At 32.6% G+C, this 26,067-nt stretch carries 26 protein-coding genes and 1 tRNA gene; 12 read left to right on the plus strand and 15 right to left on the minus strand.

Annotated features, from left to right (window positions below; translation table 11 throughout):
* Nucleotides 1-165: 165 nt before the first annotated feature.
* The 6 genes from ACT53I_RS07700 to ACT53I_RS07725 form a co-directional block, all read right to left on the minus strand.
* Nucleotides 166-2,253, minus strand: a complete 2,088-nt coding sequence (locus ACT53I_RS07700; protein ID WP_476079208.1) for a M13 family metallopeptidase — start codon at nucleotides 2,251-2,253, stop codon at nucleotides 166-168.
* A 101-nt stretch (nucleotides 2,254-2,354) separates the two neighbouring features.
* Nucleotides 2,355-3,017 carry a head GIN domain-containing protein gene (locus ACT53I_RS07705; RefSeq protein WP_476079209.1) on the minus strand — a complete coding sequence of 221 codons (663 nt, stop codon included), beginning with the start codon at nucleotides 3,015-3,017 and terminating at the stop codon, nucleotides 2,355-2,357.
* Between the two features lie 150 nt (nucleotides 3,018-3,167).
* Complete coding sequence (locus tag ACT53I_RS07710) at nucleotides 3,168-4,424, minus strand: CinA family nicotinamide mononucleotide deamidase-related protein (protein WP_476079210.1); 1,257 nt, start codon at nucleotides 4,422-4,424, stop codon at nucleotides 3,168-3,170.
* A gap of 66 nt (nucleotides 4,425-4,490) precedes the next feature.
* A complete protein-coding gene (locus ACT53I_RS07715; protein ID WP_476079211.1) occupies nucleotides 4,491-5,276 on the minus strand; it encodes a dienelactone hydrolase family protein in 786 nt (261 codons plus the stop codon).
* A gap of 102 nt (nucleotides 5,277-5,378) precedes the next feature.
* A complete protein-coding gene (gene lipA / locus ACT53I_RS07720; RefSeq protein ID WP_476079212.1) occupies nucleotides 5,379-6,230 on the minus strand; it encodes a lipoyl synthase in 852 nt (283 codons plus the stop codon).
* A gap of 47 nt (nucleotides 6,231-6,277) precedes the next feature.
* Nucleotides 6,278-6,826, minus strand: coding sequence for an RNA polymerase sigma factor (locus ACT53I_RS07725; RefSeq protein WP_069797158.1), 549 nt, complete (start codon nucleotides 6,824-6,826; stop codon nucleotides 6,278-6,280).
* Nucleotides 6,827-7,052: 226 nt separating this feature from the next.
* Here ACT53I_RS07725 and ACT53I_RS07730 point away from each other — a divergent pair, with 226 nt between their 5' ends.
* The 4 genes from ACT53I_RS07730 (at nucleotide 7,053) to ACT53I_RS07745 (ending at nucleotide 10,412) form a co-directional block, all read left to right on the plus strand.
* Entirely contained in the window at nucleotides 7,053-7,526 is a 474-nt protein-coding gene (locus tag ACT53I_RS07730) for a hypothetical protein (protein ID WP_476079213.1), read from the plus strand.
* 217 nt (nucleotides 7,527-7,743) lie between these two features.
* Nucleotides 7,744-9,039, plus strand: a complete 1,296-nt coding sequence (gene tyrS, locus ACT53I_RS07735; protein WP_476079214.1) for a tyrosine--tRNA ligase — start codon at nucleotides 7,744-7,746, stop codon at nucleotides 9,037-9,039.
* A 119-nt stretch (nucleotides 9,040-9,158) separates the two neighbouring features.
* A complete protein-coding gene (locus tag ACT53I_RS07740) occupies nucleotides 9,159-9,914 on the plus strand; it encodes an acyl-CoA desaturase (RefSeq protein ID WP_476079215.1) in 756 nt (251 codons plus the stop codon).
* 66 nt (nucleotides 9,915-9,980) lie between these two features.
* Nucleotides 9,981-10,412 (plus strand): hypothetical protein, encoded by a 432-nt coding sequence (locus ACT53I_RS07745; protein ID WP_476079216.1) that lies wholly within the window; start codon nucleotides 9,981-9,983, stop codon nucleotides 10,410-10,412.
* Here ACT53I_RS07745 and ACT53I_RS07750 read toward each other — a convergent pair.
* Entirely contained in the window at nucleotides 10,396-10,854 is a 459-nt protein-coding gene (locus tag ACT53I_RS07750; protein ID WP_104793278.1) for an Lrp/AsnC family transcriptional regulator, read from the minus strand. The two genes, ACT53I_RS07745 and ACT53I_RS07750, sit on opposite strands and share 17 nt — an antisense overlap.
* A 247-nt stretch (nucleotides 10,855-11,101) precedes the next feature.
* Between ACT53I_RS07750 and ACT53I_RS07755 the strand changes: the two genes are divergently transcribed.
* The 5 genes from ACT53I_RS07755 to ACT53I_RS07775 all read left to right on the plus strand — a co-directional run bounded on the left by ACT53I_RS07755 (nucleotide 11,102) and on the right by ACT53I_RS07775 (nucleotide 15,533).
* Nucleotides 11,102-12,304 (plus strand): aminotransferase class I/II-fold pyridoxal phosphate-dependent enzyme, encoded by a 1,203-nt coding sequence (locus tag ACT53I_RS07755; RefSeq protein WP_476079217.1) that lies wholly within the window; start codon nucleotides 11,102-11,104, stop codon nucleotides 12,302-12,304.
* Nucleotides 12,305-12,546: 242 nt separating this feature from the next.
* Nucleotides 12,547-13,182, plus strand: coding sequence for an alpha/beta hydrolase (locus ACT53I_RS07760; RefSeq protein WP_476079218.1), 636 nt, complete (start codon nucleotides 12,547-12,549; stop codon nucleotides 13,180-13,182).
* Between the two features lie 97 nt (nucleotides 13,183-13,279).
* A complete protein-coding gene (locus ACT53I_RS07765; protein WP_476079219.1) occupies nucleotides 13,280-14,032 on the plus strand; it encodes a hypothetical protein in 753 nt (250 codons plus the stop codon).
* A gap of 5 nt (nucleotides 14,033-14,037) precedes the next feature.
* The gene (locus tag ACT53I_RS07770; protein ID WP_476079220.1) at nucleotides 14,038-14,787 is read left to right on the plus strand and encodes a hypothetical protein; all 750 of its coding nucleotides are present in this window, start codon (nucleotides 14,038-14,040) and stop codon (nucleotides 14,785-14,787) included.
* 2 nt (nucleotides 14,788-14,789) lie between these two features.
* Nucleotides 14,790-15,533, plus strand: a complete 744-nt coding sequence (locus ACT53I_RS07775) for a hypothetical protein (RefSeq protein ID WP_476079221.1) — start codon at nucleotides 14,790-14,792, stop codon at nucleotides 15,531-15,533.
* A gap of 195 nt (nucleotides 15,534-15,728) precedes the next feature.
* Here the strand turns inward: ACT53I_RS07775 and ACT53I_RS07780 are convergent, their stop codons facing one another.
* Together ACT53I_RS07780 and ACT53I_RS07785 are read right to left on the minus strand one after the other, a co-directional pair.
* The gene (locus ACT53I_RS07780; RefSeq protein ID WP_476079222.1) at nucleotides 15,729-17,027 is read right to left on the minus strand and encodes an aminopeptidase P N-terminal domain-containing protein; all 1,299 of its coding nucleotides are present in this window, start codon (nucleotides 17,025-17,027) and stop codon (nucleotides 15,729-15,731) included.
* Between the two features lie 73 nt (nucleotides 17,028-17,100).
* On the minus strand, nucleotides 17,101-18,111 hold the full coding sequence (locus tag ACT53I_RS07785) for an NAD(P)H-dependent glycerol-3-phosphate dehydrogenase (RefSeq protein ID WP_476079223.1): 1,011 nt from the start codon (nucleotides 18,109-18,111) through the stop codon (nucleotides 17,101-17,103).
* A 288-nt stretch (nucleotides 18,112-18,399) separates the two neighbouring features.
* Between ACT53I_RS07785 and ACT53I_RS07790 the strand changes: the two genes are divergently transcribed.
* A complete protein-coding gene (locus ACT53I_RS07790; RefSeq protein ID WP_104793273.1) occupies nucleotides 18,400-19,290 on the plus strand; it encodes a M23 family metallopeptidase in 891 nt (296 codons plus the stop codon).
* Between the two features lie 80 nt (nucleotides 19,291-19,370).
* Nucleotides 19,371-19,514, plus strand: coding sequence for a hypothetical protein (locus ACT53I_RS07795; protein WP_158005944.1), 144 nt, complete (start codon nucleotides 19,371-19,373; stop codon nucleotides 19,512-19,514).
* Nucleotides 19,515-19,553: 39 nt separating this feature from the next.
* Here ACT53I_RS07795 and ACT53I_RS07800 read toward each other — a convergent pair whose 3' ends face one another.
* From ACT53I_RS07800 to ACT53I_RS07815, 4 genes are all read right to left on the minus strand, one after another.
* A complete protein-coding gene (locus tag ACT53I_RS07800; protein ID WP_476079224.1) occupies nucleotides 19,554-20,207 on the minus strand; it encodes an NAD(P)-dependent oxidoreductase in 654 nt (217 codons plus the stop codon).
* A 53-nt stretch (nucleotides 20,208-20,260) separates the two neighbouring features.
* Nucleotides 20,261-20,671 carry an Rrf2 family transcriptional regulator gene (locus ACT53I_RS07805; RefSeq protein ID WP_476079225.1) on the minus strand — a complete coding sequence of 137 codons (411 nt, stop codon included), beginning with the start codon at nucleotides 20,669-20,671 and terminating at the stop codon, nucleotides 20,261-20,263.
* Nucleotides 20,672-20,790: 119 nt separating this feature from the next.
* Nucleotides 20,791-23,211 (minus strand): beta-glucosidase, encoded by a 2,421-nt coding sequence (locus ACT53I_RS07810; protein WP_476079226.1) that lies wholly within the window; start codon nucleotides 23,209-23,211, stop codon nucleotides 20,791-20,793.
* A gap of 18 nt (nucleotides 23,212-23,229) precedes the next feature.
* Complete coding sequence (locus ACT53I_RS07815; protein ID WP_476079227.1) at nucleotides 23,230-24,402, minus strand: esterase; 1,173 nt, start codon at nucleotides 24,400-24,402, stop codon at nucleotides 23,230-23,232.
* A 145-nt stretch (nucleotides 24,403-24,547) separates the two neighbouring features.
* On the opposite strand from ACT53I_RS07815, the gene ACT53I_RS07820 reads away from it, so the two are divergent.
* On the plus strand, nucleotides 24,548-25,297 hold the full coding sequence (locus ACT53I_RS07820; protein WP_476079228.1) for an NUDIX hydrolase: 750 nt from the start codon (nucleotides 24,548-24,550) through the stop codon (nucleotides 25,295-25,297).
* Nucleotides 25,298-25,351: 54 nt separating this feature from the next.
* Here the strand turns inward: ACT53I_RS07820 and ACT53I_RS07825 are convergent.
* Nucleotides 25,352-25,425: transfer RNA gene (locus tag ACT53I_RS07825), tRNA-Ile, on the minus strand.
* A gap of 76 nt (nucleotides 25,426-25,501) precedes the next feature.
* Complete coding sequence (gene mce, locus ACT53I_RS07830; RefSeq protein WP_213189717.1) at nucleotides 25,502-25,900, minus strand: methylmalonyl-CoA epimerase; 399 nt, start codon at nucleotides 25,898-25,900, stop codon at nucleotides 25,502-25,504.
* Between the last annotated feature and the right edge of the window lie 167 nt (nucleotides 25,901-26,067).

Raw genomic sequence — 26,067 nt, forward strand, 5'->3', positions numbered from 1 at the left:
TACATATATAGTTCATTATTAATTGTTCAAATTTAATAAAATCATCAGTTTTATTATGATTAGTTGATAAAAATTTGAATTTGTTTCAATAGACTTCATAAATAATAAAAAACCACAGAATTTTCTGTGGTTTTGAGGTTTTTATGTTGAGAAAAATTTGGTTTCTTACCAGATTTTGATTCTTTCTTCTGGTTTTTTATAATGTTGGTCGCCTTCTTTCACTTCGAAAGCGTTGTAGAATGCTTCTACATTTACCAACGGACCAAAAGCTCTGTATAAACCTGGTGAATGCGGATCTGTTTTCACCTGATTAATCATGTATTTTTCTGTAGATTTAGTTCTCCAGATGGTTCCCCAACTTAAGAAAAATCTTTGATCTTGGTTGTAACCACTGATTAATCCTGGATTTCCTTTGTCTTTAAGGTACATTTGTAGTGCGTCATAAGCAATAGCAACTCCACCTAAATCTGCAATATTTTCGCCATTGGTAAATAAACCATTTACGAAAGTTCCTTTTACTGGCTCATATTTGCTGTATTGTTCTGCTAATTTTTTAGTCGCTTCTTCGAAGTTCTTTTTATCAGCATCAGTCCACCAATTTTTAAGGTTTCCGTCTCCATCGAACATTGCTCCAGAATCATCAAATCCGTGAGAAATTTCGTGACCAATTACTGCTCCGATTCCTCCAAAATTCACGGCAGGATCAGCTTTGAAATCAAAGAAAGGCGCTTGTAAAATAGCAGCTGGAAAAACGATTTCGTTATTTACTGGGTTGTAGTAAGCATTTACCGTTTGAGGAGTCATTCCCCACTCTTTTTTGTCGACTTTCTTGCCTACTTTATCTAATTCTTTTTGATAAGCCCAATCTGCTACGTTTTTAAGATTTCCGTATAATGTTCCACCTTCATTTTTAGAAAGTACTTGTAATTTAGAATAGTCTTTCCACTCATCTGGATAACCTACTTTTACCGTGAATTTTGATAATTTATCTAAAGCTTTCGTTTTGGTTTCATCACTCATCCAAGAAAGATTAGAAATATGCTGAACGTAAGATTTTTTAAGATAATCAATTAAAGTTACCATTTCTGCTTTTGCTTCGGCAGTAAAATATTTATCTACATATAATTTCCCGAAAGCTTCACCAAGAACACCATTAATGGTAGAAAGTGCACGTTTGTTCATCGCGCGTTGTTCTTTTTGTCCACTCAAAGTTCTTCCGTAGAAATCAAACTGTAAATCGTCTAATTTTTGGTCTAAAACAGAAGCGCTTCCGTTCAATAATTTCACTTTTAAGAAATCTTTGATGAATGGTAAATTTTTAGCATTCAAAAATTTATCTAAATTTTTATAATACTCCAATTCACCGATGATTACTCTGTCTGTATTTACGCCAGCGTTTTTAAGATAAGATGGTAAATCTACATTTTTCACTAAAGATTTTAACTCTGATAATGTCTTAGGATTGTATTGAAGATTAGAATCTCTAATTTTTTCATTAGGGATTAAAGTTTGAGCGGCAGTTTTCTCAAAGTCAACTACTTTTTGAGCAGCAACTTCAGGATTTTTATAACCTAAAACCGTATATAATTTGGTTAAATAATCTTTGTATTGACCGATGGTTTTGGTGTTTTCTTCATTATCTTTTTGATAATAATCTCTTCCTAAACCAAGGTTTACATCTCCCATGTAAACTGCATTATCCGTAGAATTTTTAAGGTCTGCATAAACTCCCCATCCATAAAATGGATTATCTCCAGTTTTGGTAGCTTCTACTAAATATTTTTGTAAATCTGCCATCGTTTTAATGGCGTCAATTTTCGCTAAATCACCTTTAATAGGAGCAATTCCGTCTGCATTACGCTTATCCATATCCATATAAGTAGCGTAAATATCCTGAATTTTTTGACCTTCAGTTCCTTTAGCATAAGTTTCTTTCAATAAATTGTCTAAAATTTTAAGAGAATTTAAGTCTGTTTTCTCTCTTAATTCATTGAAACTTCCCCAGCTTGCTTTATCCGCAGGAATCTGAGCAGTCTTCATCCAAGTTCCGTTTACATAGTTGTAAAAATCGTCTTGCGGACGAACAGATTTGTCCATCAGTTCAATGGCAATTCCGTTTTCTGGAAGTTCTGCTGGTTTTAATTCTTCGATTGGAGCAGGTGTAGGTTCTGTAGTTGCTTGTTTCTGAGTGCCACAAGAATCTAAAATGAGCATTCCTGAAAAAGCCAACACAGCGATTGATATTTTTTTCATTTCTGTATGATTAATTAATGATGAATAAGTACAAATTTATAAGAAATTGTTACGTTTTAAAATCAAAAAAGCCAAAGTTTAAAACTCTGGCTTCGATTTTTTTATTTGAAAGTGATCTTTCCGCCTAAAACATTTTTGGTATTTCTGTCTTTGGGAGAACCATAGACGTCTATATTTCCGCCTGCTCTAGTTGTGGCATTAAGAATTTTAGAAGCATTTACTTCTGCAAATCCACCTGCATTTGCAGTGATGGTAACGGTTTCTGAGTCTAAATCTCTTCCGTAAAATTGTGCGCCAGAATTCACCAAAATATCTTGAATTTCTGCAGTTCCAGACACATTAATGATTCCACCAGAATTGGCTTTAGAATTTAATAAATTCACATCTACTTGTAAATTTAGCGTAGAACCTTCGTTGGAAGTAATGCTGAGCATTTTGCTATCAATAGTTCCATCAGAAGTGATTTTAGAACCTTGACTGGCTTGAATTTCATTTATATCTTCATAGAAAACAGTCACTTCAGATTTGTCGCCTTGCATAAGCTTAGTAGGAATCATTCTGATTTTGAGTTCCCCATTTTTATTGACTATTTCTACATCTGTATCATCTCCTTTTACCTGAATTTTATTTTCGCTGGATTTTACAAGGGTTACATTAATTCTATCATAAACCTTTACTGCGCTGAAATCTCCAAAATTTTTGGAAGTTTGCGAATAAGCTACCTGAGATAAAACTACAAGGAAGCCAAAAATTATTTTTTTCATAAATAGATATTTATTGTTTTTTAAAGGTCTTATGCAATCGCTGAACATTCATTGATGTTTGATTTTTTTTCATCATGGCGATTTCATTCTACATTATTTTAAAGATATAACAACTGTTTGCGCCATTTTATTACATGAGAAAGGCGAATTTTAAAGATTTTCTTGAATTAAAATCTGAATTAAATCTTGCAAAACTTTCTGCGAAACAAAATTCATAAAATCTTTGCGCTCTAAATGAGGAAGATACAATCTGCACGTTTTTTCAAAATCTTTTACTCTAATCGAATAAAAAACCGTTCCGATTTCTGAATTGAACTCATCTGAATTAGGTCCTGCAACTCCAGTGGTAGAAAGTGCAATATCTGTTTTAAATAATTGCTGACAACCCAAACTCATCGCTTGCGCAACTTCTGCTGAAACTACCGTTTTCTCTTTGATTAAATCTTCAGAAACACCTAAAATCTCCGTTTTTTTCTGCGTTTGATAAGTGCAAATTCCCCCTAAAAAGTAATTAGAACTTCCAGAAACACTTGTAATTAAGTGTGATAATTCTCCACCAGTACAACTTTCGGCGGTAGAAATCGTCAAGTTTCTAGAAATTAAAAAATCGTGTAAAATTTCTTCTATTTTGTCGCCATTTTCAGAAATAATATGCGATTTTAGCAATGGTCTAACTTTAGAAATTTCTTCTTCTAATTGATTTTCTAAAACTTCTAAATCCTTTCCTGAAGCCGTTAATTTCAACTTCACTCGATTGGCGATTGGCAAATACGAAAGTGAAAAATTTTCAGGCAAATTCAGTTCCCATTCTTCCAAAGCATCAGACAATAAACTTTCTGGATAATTCACCACAGAAACGGTTCTAATTTTCAAAAAATTAGACTCAAATTCTTTTTGCAGATAAGGAATAATTTGGTCTTTCACTAGAGGTTTAACTTCATAAGGAACACCAGGAAGACAAATCGCTATTTTGCCGTTATCTTCTACCATCAAACTCGGTGCAGTTCCGTTGTGATTTTGGAAAACTTTAGCTTTTGAAAGAATCATGGCTTGTTCTCTGTTTCTTTCGATGATTTCTAACCTTCCAATGCGTTCTAATCTGGTTTTCAGATGCTGAAAAGTTTCTTCGTCATAAACGATTTCATCATTGAAAAATTCACAAAAAGCTTTCTTGGTTTTATCATCTTTAGTCGGGCCAAGTCCGCCTGTTGTAATCACCAAATCAGTCAATTGAAAGGCGTTTTGTAATGTATTTTTAATAATTTCTATTTCATCTGAAATGGTAAAAATCTGCGAAACAGAAATCCCAATTTTTGATAATTCTTTTGCAATAAAATTAGAATTGGTATCTACTGTAGTTCCAGACAGAACCTCGTTTCCTATCGTAATAAGGACCGCGTTTTTCATTAATCGATTTTTGAAGGATAAATTTAGTTTATTTTCATAAAAAAAGCGGAATAAAATCCGCCAATTTTATTTGAAAATTTTTGCTAAAAAGGTTTTCATTTCCTGCCAAGATTTTACATCTGCAGACTTGTTATAAGCAATATTCATGTTAAACTTTTTGCCAACCGAAGTAGAATTAGGATTGGTAAAAGCGTGAACTGCATTAGGATAATTAATGAATTGATAATCAAACTTATTTTCCGTCATCTCTTTTTTGAATTCCTCAATTTCTTTTTCAGGAACAAAATTATCTGCAGCACCGTTGCAAACTAAAATTTTTACATTGTTATTGTTTGGTTTTACTCCAGTCATTAAATTCCCGTGAAAACTTACTACGCCTTCCAATTCTGGGTTTTGTCTCGCCATATTCAGTACCATTGCTCCACCAAAACAGTATCCAATTGCTGCCACTTTACCAGAATTGGCATTTTTGAACGTTTTAACATGAGTTGTTGCCGCATCAAAATTTTGTTTTGCTAAAACTGCATTCTGATATAAAGGAGTTGCCAATTCTTGAGCTTCTTGAGGCATTTCTACAGATTTTCCATCGCCGTACATATCTACAACCATTGCAAAATAACCTAATTCTGCAATTTTTTGGGCTCTGTATTTTGCATAATCATTTACGCCCCACCATTCTGGAACAATCATTACCACAGGTAATTTTCCTTTTTTAGAGGCGTCATAAGCTACATAAGATTTAAAATTTTTTCCTTCTGATGAATAAGTAGTTTCTTTAACCACAATTTTTGATTGAGAAAAAACAAAACCAAATACGAAAAATAAAAATAAACTATAACTAAATCTTTTCATAATATTTTTTTTACGAAGCTATAAAATGAAAATCTTTTTCAAAAAAAATCGCTATCAAAAAAATTGATAACGATTATTTAAAAATATTATACTTTTCTATTCTTAGTGAATATGTTTTTCTGCATGATAAGAACTTCTCACCAAAGGCGAACTTTCTACATGACGGAAACCTAAGTTTTCAGCAAAAATTCTGTATTCTTCGAATTCTTCTAGCTCTACAAAACGTTTTACAGGTAAGTGTTTTTTGGTTGGCTGAAGATATTGCCCAATCGTAATTACATCTACATTCGCATTTCTCACATCCTGAATGGTTTCAAAAACTTCTTCTTTGGTTTCGCCCAACCCCAACATTATTCCAGTTTTGGTTCGGTTTTGTCCGGCTTCTTTTAAATATCTTAACACTTCTAAAGAACGTTCGTATTTCGCTTGAATTCTTACTTCTCTGGTTAATCTTTTTACGGTTTCCATATTATGAGAAATCACTTCTGGCGCTACTTCTACCAATCTATCGATATGTTTATGAATTCCTTGAAAATCTGGAATCAATGTTTCCATAGTAGTTCCAGGAGAAATTCTACGAACTGCATTCACCGTTTCTGCCCAAATAATAGAACCCATATCTTTCAAATCGTCTCTATCAACAGAAGTAAGAACGGCGTGTTTTATTTTCATTAATTTAATAGAGCGTGCTACTTTTTCGGGCTCGTCCCAGTTTACATCAAGAGGTTTACCTGTTTTTACGCCACAAAATCCGCAACTTCTGGTGCAAATATTTCCTAAAATCATAAAAGTGGCGGTTCCTTCTCCCCAACATTCTCCCATGTTCGGACAAGAACCACTTTGACAAATGGTGTTCAGTTTATATTTATCAACCAATGTTCTTAATTCTCTGTAATTTTTTCCTGTAGGAAGTTTTACACGAATCCATTTTGGTTTATTGGTAGTTGTATCCATATTTATATTAAAAATTCCGAGTTCAAAGTTAAAAAACTTAAGACTTTTTACTCGTTTTCGTTTAACAATTCTGCCAAAACTTTTTTGGCTCTCATAATTCTTACTTTGGTATTGGCAACAGAAAGATTGAGTTCTTCTGCAATTTCTTTGATGCTTTTTTCTTCAAAAAATCTCAAATGGATAATTTTTTGATAATTGTGATCCATTTTGGCAACTGCATCAATGATTTTTTTCTCTTCCTGAACAGAAATCATAATTTCTTCAGGAGATTTTTCGAATTGGTTTTTAAAATCCTGAAAACCATCCATAGTTTCTTCGGTTTCACGATTTTTTTTGCGCCAATAATCTATTACTGTATTTTGAGCGATGGTAAGAACCCAAGTTTTAAACTGGAAATTCTCATCATACAAATCTAATTTTGCCAATACTTTAGAAAAAACAGAAACCGTCAATTCATCTGCTGCGTTTTCATCATGAACTTTTTTCATCACGAAAGAAAAAACGTCTGTCCAAAATTGATTAATCAGTTTCGTTTGCGCTTTCTGATTCTTCTCTTTGGCCAAAAAGATCAGTTGTAGAAGTTCTGGTTTTTCCATTGCTGTGCAAAGATAAGGAAAATTCAAGATTCATAATTTCAAATTCTTAAATTGAAAGCTTAGGTTTTGTCTATGGAAATTGAATTTAAGTAACAAAGTTTTGTAAATTTGAATAACCAATAACTATGAAATGAAAAACCTTTATGCATTTTTTCTATTATTTATCACCAATTTACTTTTTTCACAAAACGAACAATTAAGTTTAAATTTTTTTGCTAAAGAATTATTGCCAAAAATTGAAAACTGTAAAGTTTATTTTGATGGAAAAGTGAATCAAAATGAAAGTTATGACGAATCAGTTATAAAAAATATTGTAAGCGATTACTATTATTGCAAATATGATGGAAGGTTAGCCAACAATAATAATTTTAAAATTAACACTTTTGATTTGAAGAAAATCGAAAATTCTGCAAACATTGAAAAATCTATAGATACAAAACTTACAACACCAAAAAATATAAAATTCAAAAAAGAACTTAATTACAAAAAAAGACCCTCAGGAAAATTATTAGTGAAAATAAATACAATTTTTACTCCTAAATATTTTCTAGAAATCTCTCCTTCTATTGAAATTGATAATGATTATTACCTTACACTAATTCATTTAAATAAAATTGATCTTTCAGCTGGAATAGTTTATTACATAGTCACAAAAAACGACGAAGTAATAGATTGGTGTGAAGGTGGTTGGGAATTATAAAATATAAATTTTAGAGCGAGCATTTCGATAAGCTCAATATAAACTTCACGAGCGGCGATTGTTTTCAAAGTAATTAAACCTTCAAGGATTTAAAATCCTTGAAGGTTTGAATAAACAAACTATAAGAAAAGTGAATAGAATTGCTTTTTCTATTGACTCTTTTTACTTTTTACTTGGCTCTTTTTTCTTATCTTTGCCATTCAAAATTTTTAAGAAAATGAACGCTTTTATTGAAGAACTAAAATGGCGCGGTTTGTACGCTGATATGATGCCAGGAACGGATGAACAACTGAATAAGGAAATGACTACTGCTTATATTGGTTTTGATCCTACCGCAGATTCACTTCATATTGGGAGTTTAATTCCGATAAAAGTTTTGGCACATTTTCAACAGCACGGTCACAAACCGATTGCTCTGGTTGGTGGTGCAACAGGCATGATTGGCGACCCTTCTGGTAAATCTTCGGAGAGAAATTTACTAGACGAAGCTACGCTTAATCATTATGTAGAGTGCATAAAAGGACAACTTTCGAGATTTCTAAATTTTGAAGGAAACGAACCCAATAAAGCAGAATTGGTGAACAATTATGATTGGATGAAAACCTTTACATTTCTGGATTTCGTGCGTGATATTGGGAAACACCTTACCGTAAATTATATGATGGCGAAAGATTCTGTGAAAAAACGTTTCTCTGGTGAAGCTGGAGTTGACGGAATGAGTTTTACAGAGTTTACCTACCAATTATTACAAGGTTACGACTTCTTACATTTATACAAAAATAACGGAGTAAAACTACAAATGGGAGGTTCTGACCAATGGGGAAATATTACCACAGGTACAGAATTAATCCGTAGAAAAGCGCAAGGTGAAGCCTTTGCATTAACCGTTCCATTAATCACTAAAGCTGACGGTTCTAAATTTGGGAAATCTGAAGCGGGAGAAAATTATTGGTTAGATGCCAAAAGAACTTCTCCGTATAAATTTTACCAATTCTGGTTGAATTCTTCTGATGTGGATGCTGAAAGATTCATTAAATACTATACTTTTTTACCAAAAGAAGAAATAAAATCTTTGGTTGAAGAGCACCAAACTGCTCCACACGAAAGAAAATTGCAGAAAAAATTAGCTGAAGAAGTTACGATTTGGGTTCATGGAAAAGCAGAATACGAAAAAGCTTTGAAAGCCTCTGAAATTCTTTTCGGGAGAAGTACTGCAGAAGATTTGGTGAGTTTAGATGAAGAATTATTCTTACAAATTTTTGATGGAGTTCCGCAAGCTGAAGTAGCAAAATCAGACGTTTTAGGAAGTAACATTATTGATTTATTATCAGAAAAATCTGGTTTCCTAAAATCTAAAGGCGAAGCGAGAAGAGAATTGCAAGGAAATGCTATTTCTGTAAACAAAGAAAAAGTAAAAGACGATTTCGTAGCTGCTGAAAAAGATTTAATAGATGGTAAATTCTTATTGCTTCAAAAAGGTAAAAAACAATATTTTATTGTAAAAGCCATCTAGAATAAAATTTACAACGCTATACATAGTTAAATAAATTATAAAAACACGCTCTAGAGCGTGTTTTTTGTTATCATTCATTTTTCAAATGTCTACATTTGCCTCTTTATAAATTCTTATTAATGGTTATTATTATTTTCATCATCGTCCTTTGGTATTCAGGACTATTTTTTCAAACTTTTTTCTTACATCGTTACGCAGCGCATCAAACTTACACCATGTCTAAATTTGGTGAAAAACTGTGTTTTATTCTTACTTGGATTACCCAAGGTTCTAATTATCTTTCAGCGTATGGATATGGTGTAATGCACAGAATGCATCATGCTTTTGCCGATACAGAAAAAGACCCGCACTCTCCAAAATACGACCCAAATCCACTGGCAATGATGTGGAGAACGAAAAATGTTTATCAACAAATCAACAAACAAAAAATTGCCATTGAAGAAAAATTCACGAAAAACGTTCCGCAATGGAAATCGTTCGATAAGTTTGCCAGTTCATGGTATTCTAGAATTGGTTGGGGAGCTTTTTACACTGTCTTCTTTATTATTTTTGCAGAATATTGGTGGCATTGGCTATTATTACCTGTGGCTATTTTAATGGCTCCAATTCACGGAATGATCATCAATTGGTTTGGTCACATTTACGGTTATGTAAATTTCAAAGTGAATGACACTTCTAAAAATTTATTCCGTTTTGATTGGCTAATGCTTGGTGAAGGTTATCACAACAATCATCATAAATTCGGGGGAAGAGCTAATTTCGGAGGAGTGAGATGGCACGAAATAGATGTTACGTACATGATTATGTTGCTTTTAGAAAAATTAGGTTGGATTAAAATGAACCGAGTGATGGCCACTCCAAAAAGAGAAATCTAAAATTTACAAAATAAAAACACGCAGATTTGCGTGTTTTTTTTATTAAATTTGAGAAAAATTATAACTGTGAAAAAAATTTATTTTATTCTACTTTCTCTGCTTTTATTATTTATAGGGGCATACTTTTATTCAGATTTATTAGGCTTAATAATTTCAAAATATAACAAAGTTCAACTTAGTTCTACAAAACTATCTTCTCAAATTTTTGAACCAATTTATTTTGGACTTTCATTGGCAATGGTTCCAATATTAATTATGCTTTCTTGGAAGTTTGTAACCAATAAAATAATGTCGTTAATTTTCATTATCGGATCTTCTTTGTTTGGTTTTTTAATTGAATTAAGAAATTTAAATCTATCACTTTTGTTTCAATCAAATGATTTTATTCTAGGAATTAATTTAGAAGAAATTAATTTCTCAATTTACATTTTTTTAGGAAGTTTAATCGGATTTATTCTTTCAATTCTAATTTTCAAAAAAACTAAACCTCAATCGTAGTTGTATTTTTCACTTCGGCAATCATAAAAGAACTGTGTGTAGAGCCGATATGTTGTAAAGTTGTGAGTTTTTTAACCATAAAATCTCGGTATTCTTCCATGTTTTTTACACAGATTTTTAAGATATAATCGTAATCGCCACTCACGTGGAAACATTCCGTTACTTCTGGCAAAGTCATAATTTCTTTTTCAAACTGTAACACGTATTCTTTTTTGTGTTGTGTTAATTTCACATGACAGAGCACAATGAAGTTTTTCTCCACTTTATGTTTATCAATCAGCGCCACATATTTAGAAATGACACCTTGCTTTTCTAATTTTTTGATGCGCTCATAAACTGCTGTCACAGACAAATCTAACTTGTGAGACAATTCTTTAGTCGTTTGTTTGCTATCTTCCTGAAGAAAATAGAGCAATTTTTTATCAATTGAGTCGAGTTCCATAGATTATTTTTTGGCAAAAGTTTACAAAAATCAAATATAATCAGAAATTTTTCTATTAATTTAAAACTTAGCAGATTTATTTTCTATAATTAAAAATAATCATTGTAAAAAAGTTGGAAAATGTTCAAATTTATGTCATTCTGAATGAAGCGAAGCAAAATAAAGAATCCACTAAAAAAGATTCTTCACTACATTTTATTTCGTTCAGAATGACATAATTAAAATCATCATTCTAAATAAATAAAAAATGGAAAATTTCGATGCAGCAAATGCAATTCAAGACTTACAATATTTCGGGGAATTTGGCGGTGTAAATCCTTCAATTTCTGACAGTTCAACTTATACTTTTTTATCTGCAAAAACCATGTTCGATACTTTCGAAGGCAATGCAGAAGGTTGCTATTTGTATTCCAGACATTCATCTCCGATGAATTTATATTTAGCTCAAGCGTTAGCAAAAATGGAAGGAACAGAAGCGGCGAATGTTACTGCATCTGGAATGGGTGCAATTACTTCTACCCTACTTCAAATTTGCAAAAGTGGCGACCACATTGTTTCAGCTAGAACTATTTATGGTGGAACTTACGCATTCTTAAAAAACTTCCTGCCTCCTTTTAACATTGAGACAAGCTTTGTAGACATTAATAATTTTGAAGCGATAGAAAAAGCCATCAAAACTAATACGAAGGTGATTTATTGCGAAAGCGTGAGCAATCCTTTATTGGAAGTAGCAGACCTAAGAAAACTATCTGAAATTTGTAAAAAACATAATTTAAAATTAATTGTAGACAACACGTTTTCTCCGTTGCAGATTTCGCCTATTCAATTAGGTGCAGATATTGTGATTCACAGTTTAACGAAATTCATCAACGGAAGCAGCGATACAGTTGGCGGCGTTTATTGCGCTTCTCAACAATTTATAGACGATACTAAAAATGTAAATAACGGAAGTTGCATGCTTCTCGGTCCAACTATGGACAGTTTTCGTTCGGCAAGTATTTTGAAAAACTTAAGAACTTTGCACATCAGAATGAAAAAACACAGCGAAAACGCAAAGTATCTCGCTGAAAAATTTGAAAAAGATGGTCTGAAAATAAATTATCCTGGTTTAAAATCTCACAGAAATCATGAACTTATGAAATCTATGATGCACCAAGAATATGGTTTTGGTGGTTTATTAACCTTGGATGCTGGAACCGTAGACAAAGCCAATGAATTAATGGAAATGATGCAACAGGAAAACTTGGGTTACCTTGCTGTAAGTTTAGGTTTTTACAAAACATTATTCTCTTGTAGCGGAAGTTCTACCTCATCTGAAATTCCTGAAGAAGAAAGAATTTCCATGGGACTTTCTGATGGTTTAATTAGATTTTCAATTGGTTTAGACCACGATATTGAAAGAACTTATCAAAAGATGAAAGCTTGTATGGTGAAAGTGGGGATTCTCTAGACATGAGATTAGAGAGCCAAGAATCGAGAGCCAAGAACCAAAAACTGACCTTGTGTCAGTTTTTTTTATTTGGCAAAATATTGGTAAAGTGAAAAGAAACGGAAGCCAATTTATAGCCCAGATTAAAGCGAAAATCCTTTTTTTAAAGAAAAAAAAGATTGCAGCGGAAAGCTGGACTGCGTTTGAAAGAATTTACAAAACGCCTTGCTCCTTATCAAAATTTAAAAAATTATCTTTGCAATATGGATTTACAATTTATCGTAAGAGAACCCGAAAATATTACGCCAAATTCTCAACTTTTGGTGATGATTCATGGTTATGGAAGTAATGAAGAAGATTTATTTTCTTTTCGTCATGATTTACCAGAAGATTGGATTATCGTGAGTTATAGAGCTCCAAAAATGACCGATTATAATGGTTTTTCTTGGTATGACATTGATTTTAACGATGCTGAAAAATTTATAGATGTAGAACAGGCGGTAGATTCTATGAAAGCGATTATGAAATCTATTGACAACCTAAAACATCATTATCAGTTAGAAGGAAAAACCAATATGATGGGATTTTCGCAAGGCGGAATTCTTACGTATGCTATGACGCTTACTTATCCTGAATTTTTCAACAAAGTGGCTTGTTTGAGCGCTTATCCAGAACCAAAAATCCTTAAAAATATTAAAGGCAAAAAAGAGATTCAGCATCTTAGATTTTTTATTTCTCACGGAACCGAAGACGCCGTAATTCCATTAGAATGGGGAAGAAAAGCAGCAGATTTCTTGTATGAATTGGGCGCATTTTTCACTTTCAGAGAATACATGAACGGACATGGCGTGAATCAAAAAAATTACATGGATTTAATTAACTTCTTTAAAAACAATTAGTTACAAAAACACTTAACATAATAAAATAAACTTAAAGTAAACTTAAGTTTTTTTTCTTCTCATTGGTTTGTTTTTTGTTATTCCAAAACAAACACAAATGATGAAAAGAAAAAACAGTGCTTTTTTATTTTCATTTATATCTTTTTTGGCATTATCTCAAGGTTACACCGGAAACGTAGGTGTGAACACAAGTACGCCCACGCAAAATTTGGATATAAATGGAGATGTTGCTGGTAGCAAACTTACCAGCAATCTTTCGGACCTCTCTTCTACAGGACTAGTGGTCTTATCTACATCTGATGGAACATTAAAAGCAGTTCCGAAAAATAAAATTTCTCCACTAGTTACAGAAAACGCTGGAACGATTATTTCTACGGGTTCAGAATTTATTGTAGCTCAGGAATTTTATTCGGATTTATCGGCAGATCAAACCATCAACTCTACAACTCCACAGATTATCACCAACTTAAATGCTGAAGTTTTTGATAACATGAGCTTATACAATAATGGAAGTTTTCAAGTCAAAGAAAATGGCACTTATGTAATTCTCATTAGTTTACAAATTAGCGCCAATACTGCTCTTACCAATCCATTTATTGGCGTTAGAAATCTCACCAATAACACTTGGATTTGCGGAGTAAATGACAGTTTTACAGCTTCTGGAGGAAGTACTGGAAACAAAACTCAGAATTATTTCATGTATAGTGGTGTAGATTTAGTCAAAGGAATCAATTATGCTTTTGCAGCATTTTCTGCTTCTTCTACCGAATCTTTTACCATAAAAAAAGATGCGATTGATTCTTCAGGCAGCGGAATGGTATCATCTGTAATGTTAAGACGTTTAAAATAACTCTCATGAAAAAGATTGTAATATTATTATTTCTATCCATTTTTAATTTTGGAAAATCCCAATACGTAGGAGTTAACAACCAAAACCCTAACGTTGCTTTAGACGTTAAAGGAGATCTAAGAGTGAGAAGTTTAGAGACCGCGAGTTCTTTTAGTCTTTCAGACAATTTTGTTCTATCTGACACCAATAATAAACTGAAAACGGTAAAATTTAATGATTTAAACTTACCTCAGGTTTCGAAAATTGGAACAGTAATGTCCGTTATCAATAATAAGCTAGACATTGCACCAGAAGTAGTAGTTCAAGCCACAGCAAACCAAACCACAAATGGTGTAGGAAATCCAGTAATTTTAAATGTTTTGAACAAAGAATTGGTAGATAATTACAATGCATATTCTAATGGTGTTTTTACTTGTCCAGTTTCAGGGGTTTATATGGTCATCTTATGTTATCAAACAACTTCTGTTAACACTTCTAATTATTCTGCTAATAATGTAGTGGGAATTTGGGATGACATCGCCAATCGTTGGATTGCAAGAATTAATGATACTAACATGGCAATCAATACAACCAATGCTATTAAAACGGCTAAACTTATGACCGCCATTAACATGACAGAAGGAAATACTTATTCCATGCGATTTATTGCGGGAGTAACTGGCTCTACTACCAATACCGTAACTGTTCTGGGAAATACCAACCTTGTGAATACAGAAAATTCTCCATCTATGTTAAGAATTATAAGAATCAAATAACCATGAAAAATTTATTACATATTTTAATTTTAACTACACTTCAAGTTAATGCTCAAAGTAAATTGGGCATTAACACCAGTGAACCTACTCACGAATTAGATGTAAATGGAACGATGCGTGTTAGAAATTTAGCAAATACTCAACCTTATGTAAGTTTAGATTTATTAGTGTGGGCGGAAAATGGAGTTTTAAAAACAACAGACAAAGGAAAAGTATTCCCTACTATCCCTACACAAACAGGAACTCTTATTTCTGACGGAAACAAAGTTATGGTCGCTCAAGAATTTGAAATTCAGATGAATAACGATCAATCGTTCACCTCAATTACCCCTACTGTAATCAGTAATCTAAATGTAGAAATATTAGATAATTTACAGGAAATAGGACTTTTTGGATTTCAGAATGGAACATTTCAAACCAATGAAACAGGATATTATTCAGTATTTTTTAATTTACAAGTGAACAATACCACTAATAATAATCCAGTTTTTGGAATTTGGGATGACAGTGCCAATACTTGGGTAACTGCAACCAATGATTACTACTCTGCCGCAATTACAGACCCAAACTATAGTGCACTAAGACTTCAATCTTACACCCTATACACTTCTGTGAAATTAACCGCTAATAAAACCTATTCAGTAAGAGCAAAAACGAATGGTGGAACAATTACCATAAAAAAACTAAGTGCCGGGAGTACTGGAGAAGGTCCTGTAACTCAATTATCTATCAGAAGAATTTATTGATAGCGTCAAAAATATTTTAATTTTAGATTGAGTATAACTATTAATAACGGATTTTTGGCATAAATATTGTATCTATTAAAAAATATTTTTCCTCCTAAAAACACAAATGAAATCTAAACCTTTGAGGGAAATCGAACACAAATGATGAAACAAAAAATCCTTATTTTCATAAGGATTTTTTTTATTTTCAATATTTTAAGAATTCATTAATTCTTCTATTTCTTCTACTTCAATTGGAATGTTTTTCATCAGATTAAAAGCAGGTCCAGAATTCTGAATGACCATATCATCTTCTATTCTCACACCGAAACCTTCTGCAGGAAGATAAATTCCCGGTTCTACAGTAAACACCATATTTTCCACAAATTTATCTTTTAGAATTCCGTAATCATGGGTATCAAGACCTAAATGGTGAGACGTTCCGTGCATCATGTATTTTTTGTAAGCTGGCCAATTTTTATCTTGGTTCTGAACATCAGCTTTATCTAGAAGTCCTAATTCTAAGAATTTAGATGTGTAAAACTCCCCACATTCTTTATGATAATCATACCAATTATTTCCAGGAACTAAAAGAGAAGTCGCAAAGTTTTTCATGTCTAAAACTGCATTATAAATCTCTTTTTGTCTCGCTGTAAATTTACCATTCACAGGAATCATTCTGGTAAGGTCAGATGAATAATTAGCATATTCTGCACCTACATCTAGTAAAATTACATCTCCATCTTTACATTGCATATTATTAGCAATATAATGCAATACATTTGCGTTTTCGCCACTTGCAATAATTGGTGTATATGCAAAACCTTTACTTCTATTTCTCAAAAATTCGTGCATGAGTTCTGCTTCAATTTCGTATTCCCAAACTCCAGGTTTCACGAAAGAAAGCAATCTTCTCACTCCTTTTTCGGTGATATTACACGCTTTTTGTAATAATTCTATTTCTTCTGGCTCTTTGATGCTTCTCAAATGTTGAAGAATAGGATTACTTCTTAAAATTTCATGAAGCGGAAACTCTCTTTTTACTCTTTCAATAAATCTGTCTTCACGAGTTTGCACTTCTAAAACTGCTCTGTAATGTTCGTTTCTATTTAGATAAATATTCTCGGCTTCGTTCATCAAATTATAGAAAATTCTATCAAAATCTGATAACCAAAGTACTGTTTTCACTCCAGAAACTTCTATTGCTTTTTCTTTGGTTAATTTTTCGCCTTCCCAAATTGCAATATGTTCATTGGTTTCTCTTAAGAAAAGAATTTCGCGGTGTTCTTCATTGTAGGCATCAGGAAAAATCAACAAAATGCTTTCTTCTTGGTCTACTCCGCTCAGATAAAAAATATCTCTGTGTTGCGCAAAAGGCATTGTAGAGTCTGAACTTACTGGATAGATGTCATTAGAATTAAAAATAGCCAAAGAATTAGGCTGCATTTTTTCTACAAACTTTTTACGATTTTTGATAAAAAGTGAACTAGAAATTTGTTCGTATTTAGTTGTCATTGTATGAAAATTAGAAAGTGTGGTAAAGTTAATGAATTTTGAAAAAAGCGATAAGGCTTTAGCACCATTAATTTTACGTTAATTTTTCCGTTAATTTTTTAAATTGTTTTTCAGCATCTTTTCCTTCATATAAAATACTGAAAACAGTATTGATGATTGGCGTTTTCAATTTCTTTTCGTAAGCAATTTCGTAAATTCCGCGAGTGGCGTAATACCCTTCTGCAACCATGCTCATAGATTGTACCGCAGATTTCACAGTGTATCCTTTACCGATAAGATTTCCTAAGTTTCTATTTCTAGAAAAAAGCGAATAAGCCGTTACCAATAAATCTCCTAAATATGCACTATCATTAACTTCTCTATGTTCTGGATAAACCGCATCTAAAAACAGTTCCATTTCTCTAATCGCATTAGAAACTAAAACGGCATTAAAGTTATCACCATAACCTAATCCACTTGCAATTCCTGCCGCAATAGCATAAATATTTTTAAGAATAGCACTGTATTCATTGCCTAGAATATCTTTAGAACAACTTACCTTGATATAATCCGAAGTAAAAAGTTCTCTAAGCGCATCAATATGTTCTTTTTCTGCTGCTGCAATCGTAAGATAAGACAATCTTTCCATCGCCACTTCTTCTGCGTGACAAGGTCCTGCAATTACCGCTTGACTTCTGAAACCAATTTTAAAAACATCTCTTAAATAATGCGCTACCACATCATTATGTTTAGGAACAATCCCTTTGATTGCAGAAACGAATAATTTTCCTTCGTAATCGCAATTCATTTTTTCTATTGCATCTGCAAGATAGATAGAAGGAGTTGCCAAAACTACGATATCACACTCAGAAACCAATTCATTGACATCCGTTGTGAGTTTTAATTTTTTTACATCAAAAGTAACCGAAGTAAGGTAGTTAGGATTATGCCCACGTAATTCTAGAGCTCCTTTTACAAACTCATTCCTTACGCACCAATGCACCAATTTCGCATTTTCTAATAGCATTTTTACAATTGCCGTCGCGAAACTGCCGCTTCCCACAACCCCCACAGTTGGCAATTCTTTGCCTTTCTTTTTAGCCATTTTAAAAAATTTGGTAGAAAAACAAAGATACAAATTATAGTGAGAAGCTAAACCTTAAAAAAATCATATTAACAAAAATAGATTTCACCGATTGACTCTACCTACTGAGTTTCAAGTATAATAAAAGCAATAATAAACCATTATTTTTAACAATTTTATACTTTTATTAACAATACTTTGGCATAATTTTTATCATAATTCATCGTTTTTGGATGAGCAAAAACATTGATTTAAAATATTTTAATTAATTTTGGCGTCGCTAAAAATTGAAAAACTGAGAAAAAAGTAATGAAGAAATTTTTTATAAAAAAGAAGAATGTTCAGCTATTCATGGGCGCACTTCTTTTCGTTATCCTTCTGCAAAGTTTTGTTATTGCAAAATTATATTCAGAAAAAGATGACAAAAACTATCAAGTCAATTTAGTAAAAATCAACACCCAAAAAGACAGCTTAGATTTCTTTAAATTAAAAAATGATTTAGCCGCTGTAGACAATACAGTAAGAACAATCAACAATTATTTAAAGGCAAAAAACGCCTCTAATCTAAGTATAGAAGCACTATCTAGAGACAGCTTATCTAGTTCGGTTTATCTGTCCAATCAGAGTTCTAGATATTCTGAATATCTTGTAGAATTAGAAAAACGTTTACAGCAAGTTCCAGTTGGTCACCCAATAAATAACGGTTTTCTTTCTTCTAATTTTGGGATGAGAAAAAATCCTATTCCGTCTAAGAAAATCCTACTCGCTTCTGCAAGACCTCTTGCTATTTCATCTGAAAAAATAGAAAAAGACAGCGCTGGAAATGTAATCAACAAAAGCAACGTTAACGTAGCATCAAAAAACGCTGCTCCTGCTGAAAAAGACCAAATGCAATTCCACAAAGGAATAGATTATGGCGTAAGTTATGGTAGCGATGTAATGTGTACTGCTACTGGAAAAGTGATTTTTGCAGGTCAAAAAAGTGGTTACGGAAGCTGTGTAATCATCAGTCATGGCAATGGTTTAGCAACGCTTTACGCTCACCTTTCTAAAATTAATGTAAAAGCCAACCAAAGTGTAAAAGCAGGAGAAGTAATCGCACAATCTGGCAATTCAGGAAGAAGCACCGGTCCACATTTGCATTACGAAGTTCATAAAAACAACACACCAGTAAACCCTAAATTATTTCTGAATTTATAAAAATCGAAATATAAAATTTGAAGAAAGCATCCACTTGATTGGATGCTTTTTTTATTTAACTTTAGTGAAAATTTTGGGTCATGAAAAAAGACAAAGTTCCTAAAAAAGACAAACAGAAGTCTACAAAAAAGAATTCCAAGGAAAAGAAGGAAATCATTATCAATGAAAATTCTTCGCCAGTTTGCTTTGCAAAAAGTAAAGAAATAAGAGACGAATACCAATAAAAAACTGACTCATTAGAGTCAGTTTCAAATATTAATGGATTAATAAGCCGCTGTAAATCTTTGTTTCACAAACTGATTATTTTCTAATTCGTCTACCAAAGCTACGGCTACATCTTCTACAGAAAGAACACTTCTTCCATTTTCATCAAAAACAGGATTTTCTAACGCAGTTCTATAGGTTCCTTTTCTTACACCTGCCGTTCCTTGATGCATTTCTATGGCTGGAGAAAAGAAAGTCCAATCTAGCTTCTCATTCTTTTTAATCATTTCTAAATATTGTCTGGCTGCTTCTGCACCAGGTTTAATCTCCGCTGGAAATTCTGGTGTATCTATTAATTGAAGGTTTTCGGAGATGTATAAACTTCCTGCTCCACCAACGGTAATAAATCTTTTTACACCAGATTCTTCTACCGCTTTTTCTATGCTAGTCGCTCCTTTTAAGAAATCTTCGAAAATATTAGGATTCGTCCAACCCGGATTGAATGCGCTAATCACCGCGTCATTTCCTTTTAGGATTTCTGACAATTCAGTTGTATTATAAATATCTGCAGTTACTGCTTTTACATTTTCTGACTCTTCGATTTTAGAAGTATTTCTAGCCAATGCATTTACAAAATATCCTCTATTTGCTAATTCTTTTACTACTTGAGTGCCTACAAAACCTGTTGCACCAATGATTGCGACTTTTTTCATTTTTATATAATTTAAATTGTAATAATAATTGTTACATTTATGCTTAAAAAATTTTATTTGAATTGTTCTATAAAATTTTTCAAAGATTTTTCTTTTAAGAAATTCATCACTACCTCATCTGTTTCAGAAAAAAGAAGATCCAAATGCTGATTAATCACCTTCCCCACTTCACATTTCGGATTAGGATGTTGATTTTTTTTACCTAAAACCTCTGAGTTTTTTACGGCATTGTAAATTTCGGCAATTGTAATTTGGTTGAGGTTTTTCCCTAATCTAGTGCCACCTTCTTTCCCTTTTTTGCTTTCAACCAAACCTACTTCTCTCAGTACAGAAATTTCTTTTCTTACGATTACAGGATTTACATTGATGCTCCCAGCTAACCAATCAGAAGTATGCCATTCTTCTGGTTTACTACCAAGAATAGTCATAATATGAAGCGCTGTGGAAAATCGAGTATTGTTCATTTCTGATGCAAAGATATAAAAATTTTTAATTGTAACAAATTTTATTACATTATATTAAAAATTCTAAAAAAAAGACCTCAATAAATGAGGTCAAAACTATATTATATGAAAAGTTAAAATCAGTTTTTAGATTTTAAATCTGAAAACTCTTTTTCTGCCTTAAAAACAGGTTGTACTTTTTTAACAATTATATCTTTGTTCAAATGAAATTCTGCACTTTGTTTTACATCCAAAGAAGATGCGCCAATAGAAATTTTATATGTTCCAGCTTCGGCAATCCAAGAAGATTGCGCTGTAACGAATGAAGCCAAATCTTCTGGCTTTAATTCTATTGTAACAATTTGACTTTCGCCAGGTTTTAACTCTTTTGTTTTGGCAAAAGCTTTCAATTCTGCATTCGGTTTATCTACCAATTTTTGAGGAGCAGAAAGGTACAATTCTACAATTTCTTTACCTGAAACTTTTCCAGTATTGGTGATTTTAACGGTTAATTTCAAATTATTTTTAAAAGTTGAATTGCTTAATTTCAAATCAGAATATGAAAAATCTGTGTAAGATTTCCCAAAGCCAAATTCATAAGAAGGTTTTACCTTAAATGTATTGAAATAACGATAACCCAAATAAATTCCTTCTTCATAAGTCACTGTTTTTGGATTTTCAGCAGGAGTTCCGAGCCAATTTTTAGCAGAAGGTGTATCTTCATATTTCATTGGGAAAGTCATCGTTAATTTACCAGAAGGATTTACTTTTCCTGCCAAAACATCTGCTACGGAATTTCCACCTTCTTGTCCGGGTTGCCACGCCAAAAGAATAGCATCTACTTTATCTTTCCAAGAAGCAGTTTCTATTACTCCTCCAATATTCAGAATCATCACCACTTTTTTGCCTTTTTCGTGAAAAGCTTTAGAAACTTTATCAATTAAAGAAATTTCGTCTTTTCCAAGATTAAAATCATTATCCACAACCCTATCTCCACCTTCACCAGAATTTCTACCTAAAGTTAAAAACGCAATCGCAGAATTTTCTGCTTGTTTATTGATAAAATCATCCGTCATTTCCATTTCTGGCAAACGTTGTGGTAAAGCCAAAATTCCTTGAGATTTGCGTCTTTCTTTTTCGGCTAAAGCTTCTTTTTCGGCAAAAGGAACATATAAATTGGCCAATTCTTGGTCTATTTTAAAACCTGCATTATTCAAACCTTCTAGAAGCGAAACTGTATGTTTATTGTTTACACTTCCACTACCAGTTCCTCCCGTAATAAAATCGTAAGAAGTAACTCCAAAAACTGAAACCAACTCATTTTTTGAAGAAAAAGGCAACGCATTATTGTCATTTTTCAGCAAAACCATTCCTTCAGAAGCGGCATTTCTTGCTACTTGAGAATTTTGAGTTAAATTCGGCTGATTTGAATATTTATAATCTGTAAAAACTGGAGATTTAAACGCCAATTCCAGAATTCTTTTCACATTTTTATTGGCTATTTCTTGAGATAATTTCCCTGAATTTAAAGCATCTACTAATTCTTTTTTCTGAATGGAAAGTCCGGGCATTAGCAAATCATTTCCTGCATTCATCTGTGCTACTACATCGCTGCTTTGTTTTTTCATAATCGCTTCGAATCCTTCAAAACCACCGAACCAATCTGTCATTACCAAACCTTTGTATCCCCATTCATCACGTAAAATTGTCGTCAATAAATCTTTACTCGCCGAAGTATAAACGCCATTAATTTTATTGTAAGAAGACATCACCGTCCAAGGTTGTGATTCTTTGACCGCAATTTCGAAATTTTTGAGATAAATTTCTCTCATTGCACGTTCAGAAACTTGCTCATCAATGGTTAATCTATTGGTTTCTTGATTATTAGCAGCGAAATGTTTGATAGAAGTTCCTACGCCATTTTCTTGAATTCCGTTTACATAAGCTGCTGCAATTTTTCCAGAAATTAAAGGATCTTCTGAATAATATTCGAAATTTCTTCCACACAAAGGATTTCTGTGAATGTTAAGAGCAGGAGCCAAAAGTACATCTACACCATATTCTTTCACTTCATTTCCCATAGCTTTTCCCACTTGTTTTATCAAATCAGTATTCCAAGAAGAAGCCAGAGAAGTTCCCACAGGAAATGCGGTTGCGTAATAGGTTTTATTATCATTTTCTCTGGTTGCATTAATTCTAAGTCCAGCTGGTCCATCTGCAACAATTACAGAAGGAATCCCAAATCTCTCTAAAGCAAACGTTCCACCAGCTGCACCAGGAACTTTATTTTTTACAGAATTTCCTACCGTTTGAAAATTTTCTGTAAAACCAGGCATTCCGATTCCGATAAGAAGTGATGCTTTTTCTTCATTAGTCATTTGTTTGATAATGGCATCAATTCTTTTGTCAACAGACAATCTGATGTCTTCCCAAAGGTCTAATTTTCCGTTTTTATTTAAATCAATAAAAGTTTTTCCATTATTGGCGATGGTATTTTGAGCGTTGATAGATGAACTTAGCATTGAAGCCAAAAGCAGCGCAAAAATTTTAGAATTTTTCATAAGAATTTGATTAAATTTTTATTTGAATAATAATGGCAGAAAATCATTAAGGTAAGTTCTCCAATTGCTCCAAGTATGTCCACCTGCAGATTCTACATATTGATATTTGAAGTTCATTCCGTCTAATTTTTGTCTGAAATCCGCCATATTTTTATACAAGAAATCATCTTTACCAATTCCTATCCAATAAAGTTTGAATTGATTACTGAATTGTGCTTTTAACTTTTCGTCTAAATTTTTATAAATCTCAGAAGTAGCATTTTGAGGAGGCATTACAGCGGGAGAAAATAAACCTACATAACCAAAAGTTTTAGGATAATTAGCAGAAATATAAAGCGAATGAAAACCGCCCATCGATAAACCTGCAATAGCTCTACTGTTGACATCAGTTTTTACTCTGTAATTACTTTCTGTAAAATCTATAATTTCTTTAAAATAAGTTTCCATATCTGCATTGAAAACATCTGGAGTCATCATTACCGGTTTATAAAAACCTTTGGCACTTTCTCCGGGAGCTGCTGCATTGCTGGTATGTCCGTTAGTCATTACCAGAATCATAGGTTTCGCTTTTCCTTGCGCAATGAGATTATCTAAAATTTGAGAAGCTCTACCAAGTGTCATCCAAGCTTCTTCGTCACCGCCAACTCCGTGTAAAAGATATAAAACGGGCAATTTTTCTTTAGAATTTTCGTAACCAGCTGGTGTATAAATGGTGATTCTTCTATCAGTTTTCAATCCTTTTGAAGGATACCATCTTTTAGAAACTGTTCCGTGTGGTACATTTTGAACTTTATAATTTTCAGATTTTGGTCCGTCTATATAAACCATATTCATCACATTAGCAATGTCTCTCACCAAATACACATTATTAGGATCATCTACTTTTGCGCCATCTACAATAAATGAATAGGTGTATAAATCTGGTTGAAGATTATCTTGAGTAATTTCCCAAACTCCGCCTTCCTTTTTTTGTAAATCAACTGTTCCATGTTCCCAACCTTTTGGCGGAAGCCAATTTCCCATCAATTTTACAGATTTTGCTTCGGGAGCTTTTAACCGAAAAGTGATACTACTGCCTTTAACTTCTGGCGAAACGAGTTCTTTTTTACCAGAAAAATCTAAACTCTCTTGTGCATTAACTACAGCGAAACTCAGAATTAGAGCTACTGTAATGGTTTTTAATATTTTCATTGGAATAAAGTTTTATATTTTCATTGCTTCAATTAGAAGCATTACAATATTACATTGATTTTCTGAACCTTCAAAGAAAAAATTGAAAAATTTTAATTTGATTTATTTTATGATTTAATATTACATTTGTAGAGAGAAACGAACTATGGATTTTAAAGAAATCATCATCAATAATTCTAAGAAAGCTTATGAAATGTATGTTCCGCATATTTCTGTGGATACAGTAATATTTGGCTTTAACGGAGATCAACTGAAAGTTTTACTTCTGAAAATGAAGTTTAACCAACAATGGTTTTTACCTGGCGGTTATTTGAAAAAAGAAGAAAATTTAGAATCTGCCGCCATTAGAATTTTGCGAGAAAGAACTCAATTGGATAAAATTTTTCTTCAAGAATTTGCGGTTTTCAGTGAATTGAATAGAAGCGAAGAAACCTTCAAAGATTTCCCTGATGATTTGTGGCACAAAAAAAGATTTATTTCTGTGGGTTATTATGCATTGGTAAATCATAAAGATGTTTCACCAATTGGTGATGAATTAAGTGAATCTTGCGACTGGATTATTCTAGATGAATTAGAAAGTCAGAATATCACGATGGATCACAAAAAAATCATAGAAAAAGCACTCAACATACTCAGAGAACAAATTTCTTATAAACCCATAGGATTGAATTTGTTACCCGAAAAATTCACACTTTCAGAGCTTCAAAAATTGTATGAAGCCATTCTTGGAAGAACCTTGAATCGTGGAAATTTTTACAGAAAAATTAAAAATATAGGAATTCTTAAAAAATTAGATGAAAAAAGAAAAGGAGGCGCCCATAAAGCACCAGATTTATATACATTCGACCAAGAAAATTATTTCAAAATACTAGAAAACGGTATTAATAATTGGTAAAAAGACAACTCAATTGATAAAAAAACAAAATCCTCAGAAATTCTGAGGATTTTGTGGCCCAGCTTGGGCTCGAACCAAGGACTTGCTGATTATGAGTCAGCTACTCTAACCAACTGAGTTACAAGGCCAAATATTTATGATAAAATATCTTTATTTCAATTGGGTGTGCAAATGTAAGATTTTTTCGGAAAATTCAAAAAAAAATTAAGGTTTTTCTTGGCACAATTCTACCAAAACCCCATTTGTAGACTTAGGATGTAAGAAAACCACCAACTTATTGTCTGCGCCATCTTTTGGCTCTTCGGAAATAAAAACAAAACCTTCTGCTTTTAATCTTTCTATTTCAGCTCTAATATCTTCTACTCCGAAAGCAATATGGTGAATTCCTTCTCCTTTTTTGTCGATAAACTTCGCAATAGGACTTTCTGGATTGGTTGCTTCCAAAAGTTCTATTTTGCTTTCTCCTAATTGATAAAAAGAGGTAGTTACACCTTCTCTTTCTACGGATTCTTGTTTATAGTTGCTTTTCCCAAGAAGTTTTGCAAAAAGATTGTCTGATGTTTCTAAACTTTTAATGGCGATTCCTAAGTGTTCTATTTTCATGATGATGTGGTAATTTTTTACTTAATTTCTATTAAAATCTTAGTTTGCGTGAGGGAGTAGGCGGAACTCTTTTTCTAAATTTTTATTACAAAGGCATAGGTTTTGATAAAAAATTTAGAAAAAAGTGGGAGACGAATACCGACCTTTTCTTTTTATGGTCAAGACCT

The sequence above is a fragment of the Cloacibacterium sp. DMC96 genome (assembly GCF_056313765.1).

Coding starts and splice junctions, on each gene's coding strand:
- ACT53I_RS07700 (WP_476079208.1), bottom strand. CDS start 2,253: ATGAAAAAAATATCAATCGCTGTGTTGGCTTTTTCAGGAATGCTCATT.
- ACT53I_RS07705 (WP_476079209.1), bottom strand. CDS start 3,017: ATGAAAAAAATAATTTTTGGCTTCCTTGTAGTTTTATCTCAGGTAGCT.
- ACT53I_RS07710 (WP_476079210.1), bottom strand. CDS start 4,424: ATGAAAAACGCGGTCCTTATTACGATAGGAAACGAGGTTCTGTCTGGA.
- ACT53I_RS07715 (WP_476079211.1), bottom strand. CDS start 5,276: ATGAAAAGATTTAGTTATAGTTTATTTTTATTTTTCGTATTTGGTTTT.
- lipA (WP_476079212.1), bottom strand. CDS start 6,230: ATGGATACAACTACCAATAAACCAAAATGGATTCGTGTAAAACTTCCT.
- ACT53I_RS07725 (WP_069797158.1), bottom strand. CDS start 6,826: ATGGAAAAACCAGAACTTCTACAACTGATCTTTTTGGCCAAAGAGAAG.
- tyrS (WP_476079214.1), top strand. CDS start 7,744: ATGAACGCTTTTATTGAAGAACTAAAATGGCGCGGTTTGTACGCTGAT.
- ACT53I_RS07740 (WP_476079215.1), top strand. CDS start 9,159: ATGGTTATTATTATTTTCATCATCGTCCTTTGGTATTCAGGACTATTT.
- ACT53I_RS07750 (WP_104793278.1), bottom strand. CDS start 10,854: ATGGAACTCGACTCAATTGATAAAAAATTGCTCTATTTTCTTCAGGAA.
- ACT53I_RS07755 (WP_476079217.1), top strand. CDS start 11,102: ATGGAAAATTTCGATGCAGCAAATGCAATTCAAGACTTACAATATTTC.
- ACT53I_RS07760 (WP_476079218.1), top strand. CDS start 12,547: ATGGATTTACAATTTATCGTAAGAGAACCCGAAAATATTACGCCAAAT.
- ACT53I_RS07765 (WP_476079219.1), top strand. CDS start 13,280: ATGATGAAAAGAAAAAACAGTGCTTTTTTATTTTCATTTATATCTTTT.
- ACT53I_RS07770 (WP_476079220.1), top strand. CDS start 14,038: ATGAAAAAGATTGTAATATTATTATTTCTATCCATTTTTAATTTTGGA.
- ACT53I_RS07775 (WP_476079221.1), top strand. CDS start 14,790: ATGAAAAATTTATTACATATTTTAATTTTAACTACACTTCAAGTTAAT.
- ACT53I_RS07780 (WP_476079222.1), bottom strand. CDS start 17,027: ATGACAACTAAATACGAACAAATTTCTAGTTCACTTTTTATCAAAAAT.
- ACT53I_RS07785 (WP_476079223.1), bottom strand. CDS start 18,111: ATGGCTAAAAAGAAAGGCAAAGAATTGCCAACTGTGGGGGTTGTGGGA.
- ACT53I_RS07790 (WP_104793273.1), top strand. CDS start 18,400: ATGAAGAAATTTTTTATAAAAAAGAAGAATGTTCAGCTATTCATGGGC.
- ACT53I_RS07795 (WP_158005944.1), top strand. CDS start 19,371: ATGAAAAAAGACAAAGTTCCTAAAAAAGACAAACAGAAGTCTACAAAA.
- ACT53I_RS07800 (WP_476079224.1), bottom strand. CDS start 20,207: ATGAAAAAAGTCGCAATCATTGGTGCAACAGGTTTTGTAGGCACTCAA.
- ACT53I_RS07805 (WP_476079225.1), bottom strand. CDS start 20,671: ATGAACAATACTCGATTTTCCACAGCGCTTCATATTATGACTATTCTT.
- ACT53I_RS07810 (WP_476079226.1), bottom strand. CDS start 23,211: ATGAAAAATTCTAAAATTTTTGCGCTGCTTTTGGCTTCAATGCTAAGT.
- ACT53I_RS07815 (WP_476079227.1), bottom strand. CDS start 24,402: ATGAAAATATTAAAAACCATTACAGTAGCTCTAATTCTGAGTTTCGCT.
- ACT53I_RS07820 (WP_476079228.1), top strand. CDS start 24,548: ATGGATTTTAAAGAAATCATCATCAATAATTCTAAGAAAGCTTATGAA.
- mce (WP_213189717.1), bottom strand. CDS start 25,900: ATGAAAATAGAACACTTAGGAATCGCCATTAAAAGTTTAGAAACATCA.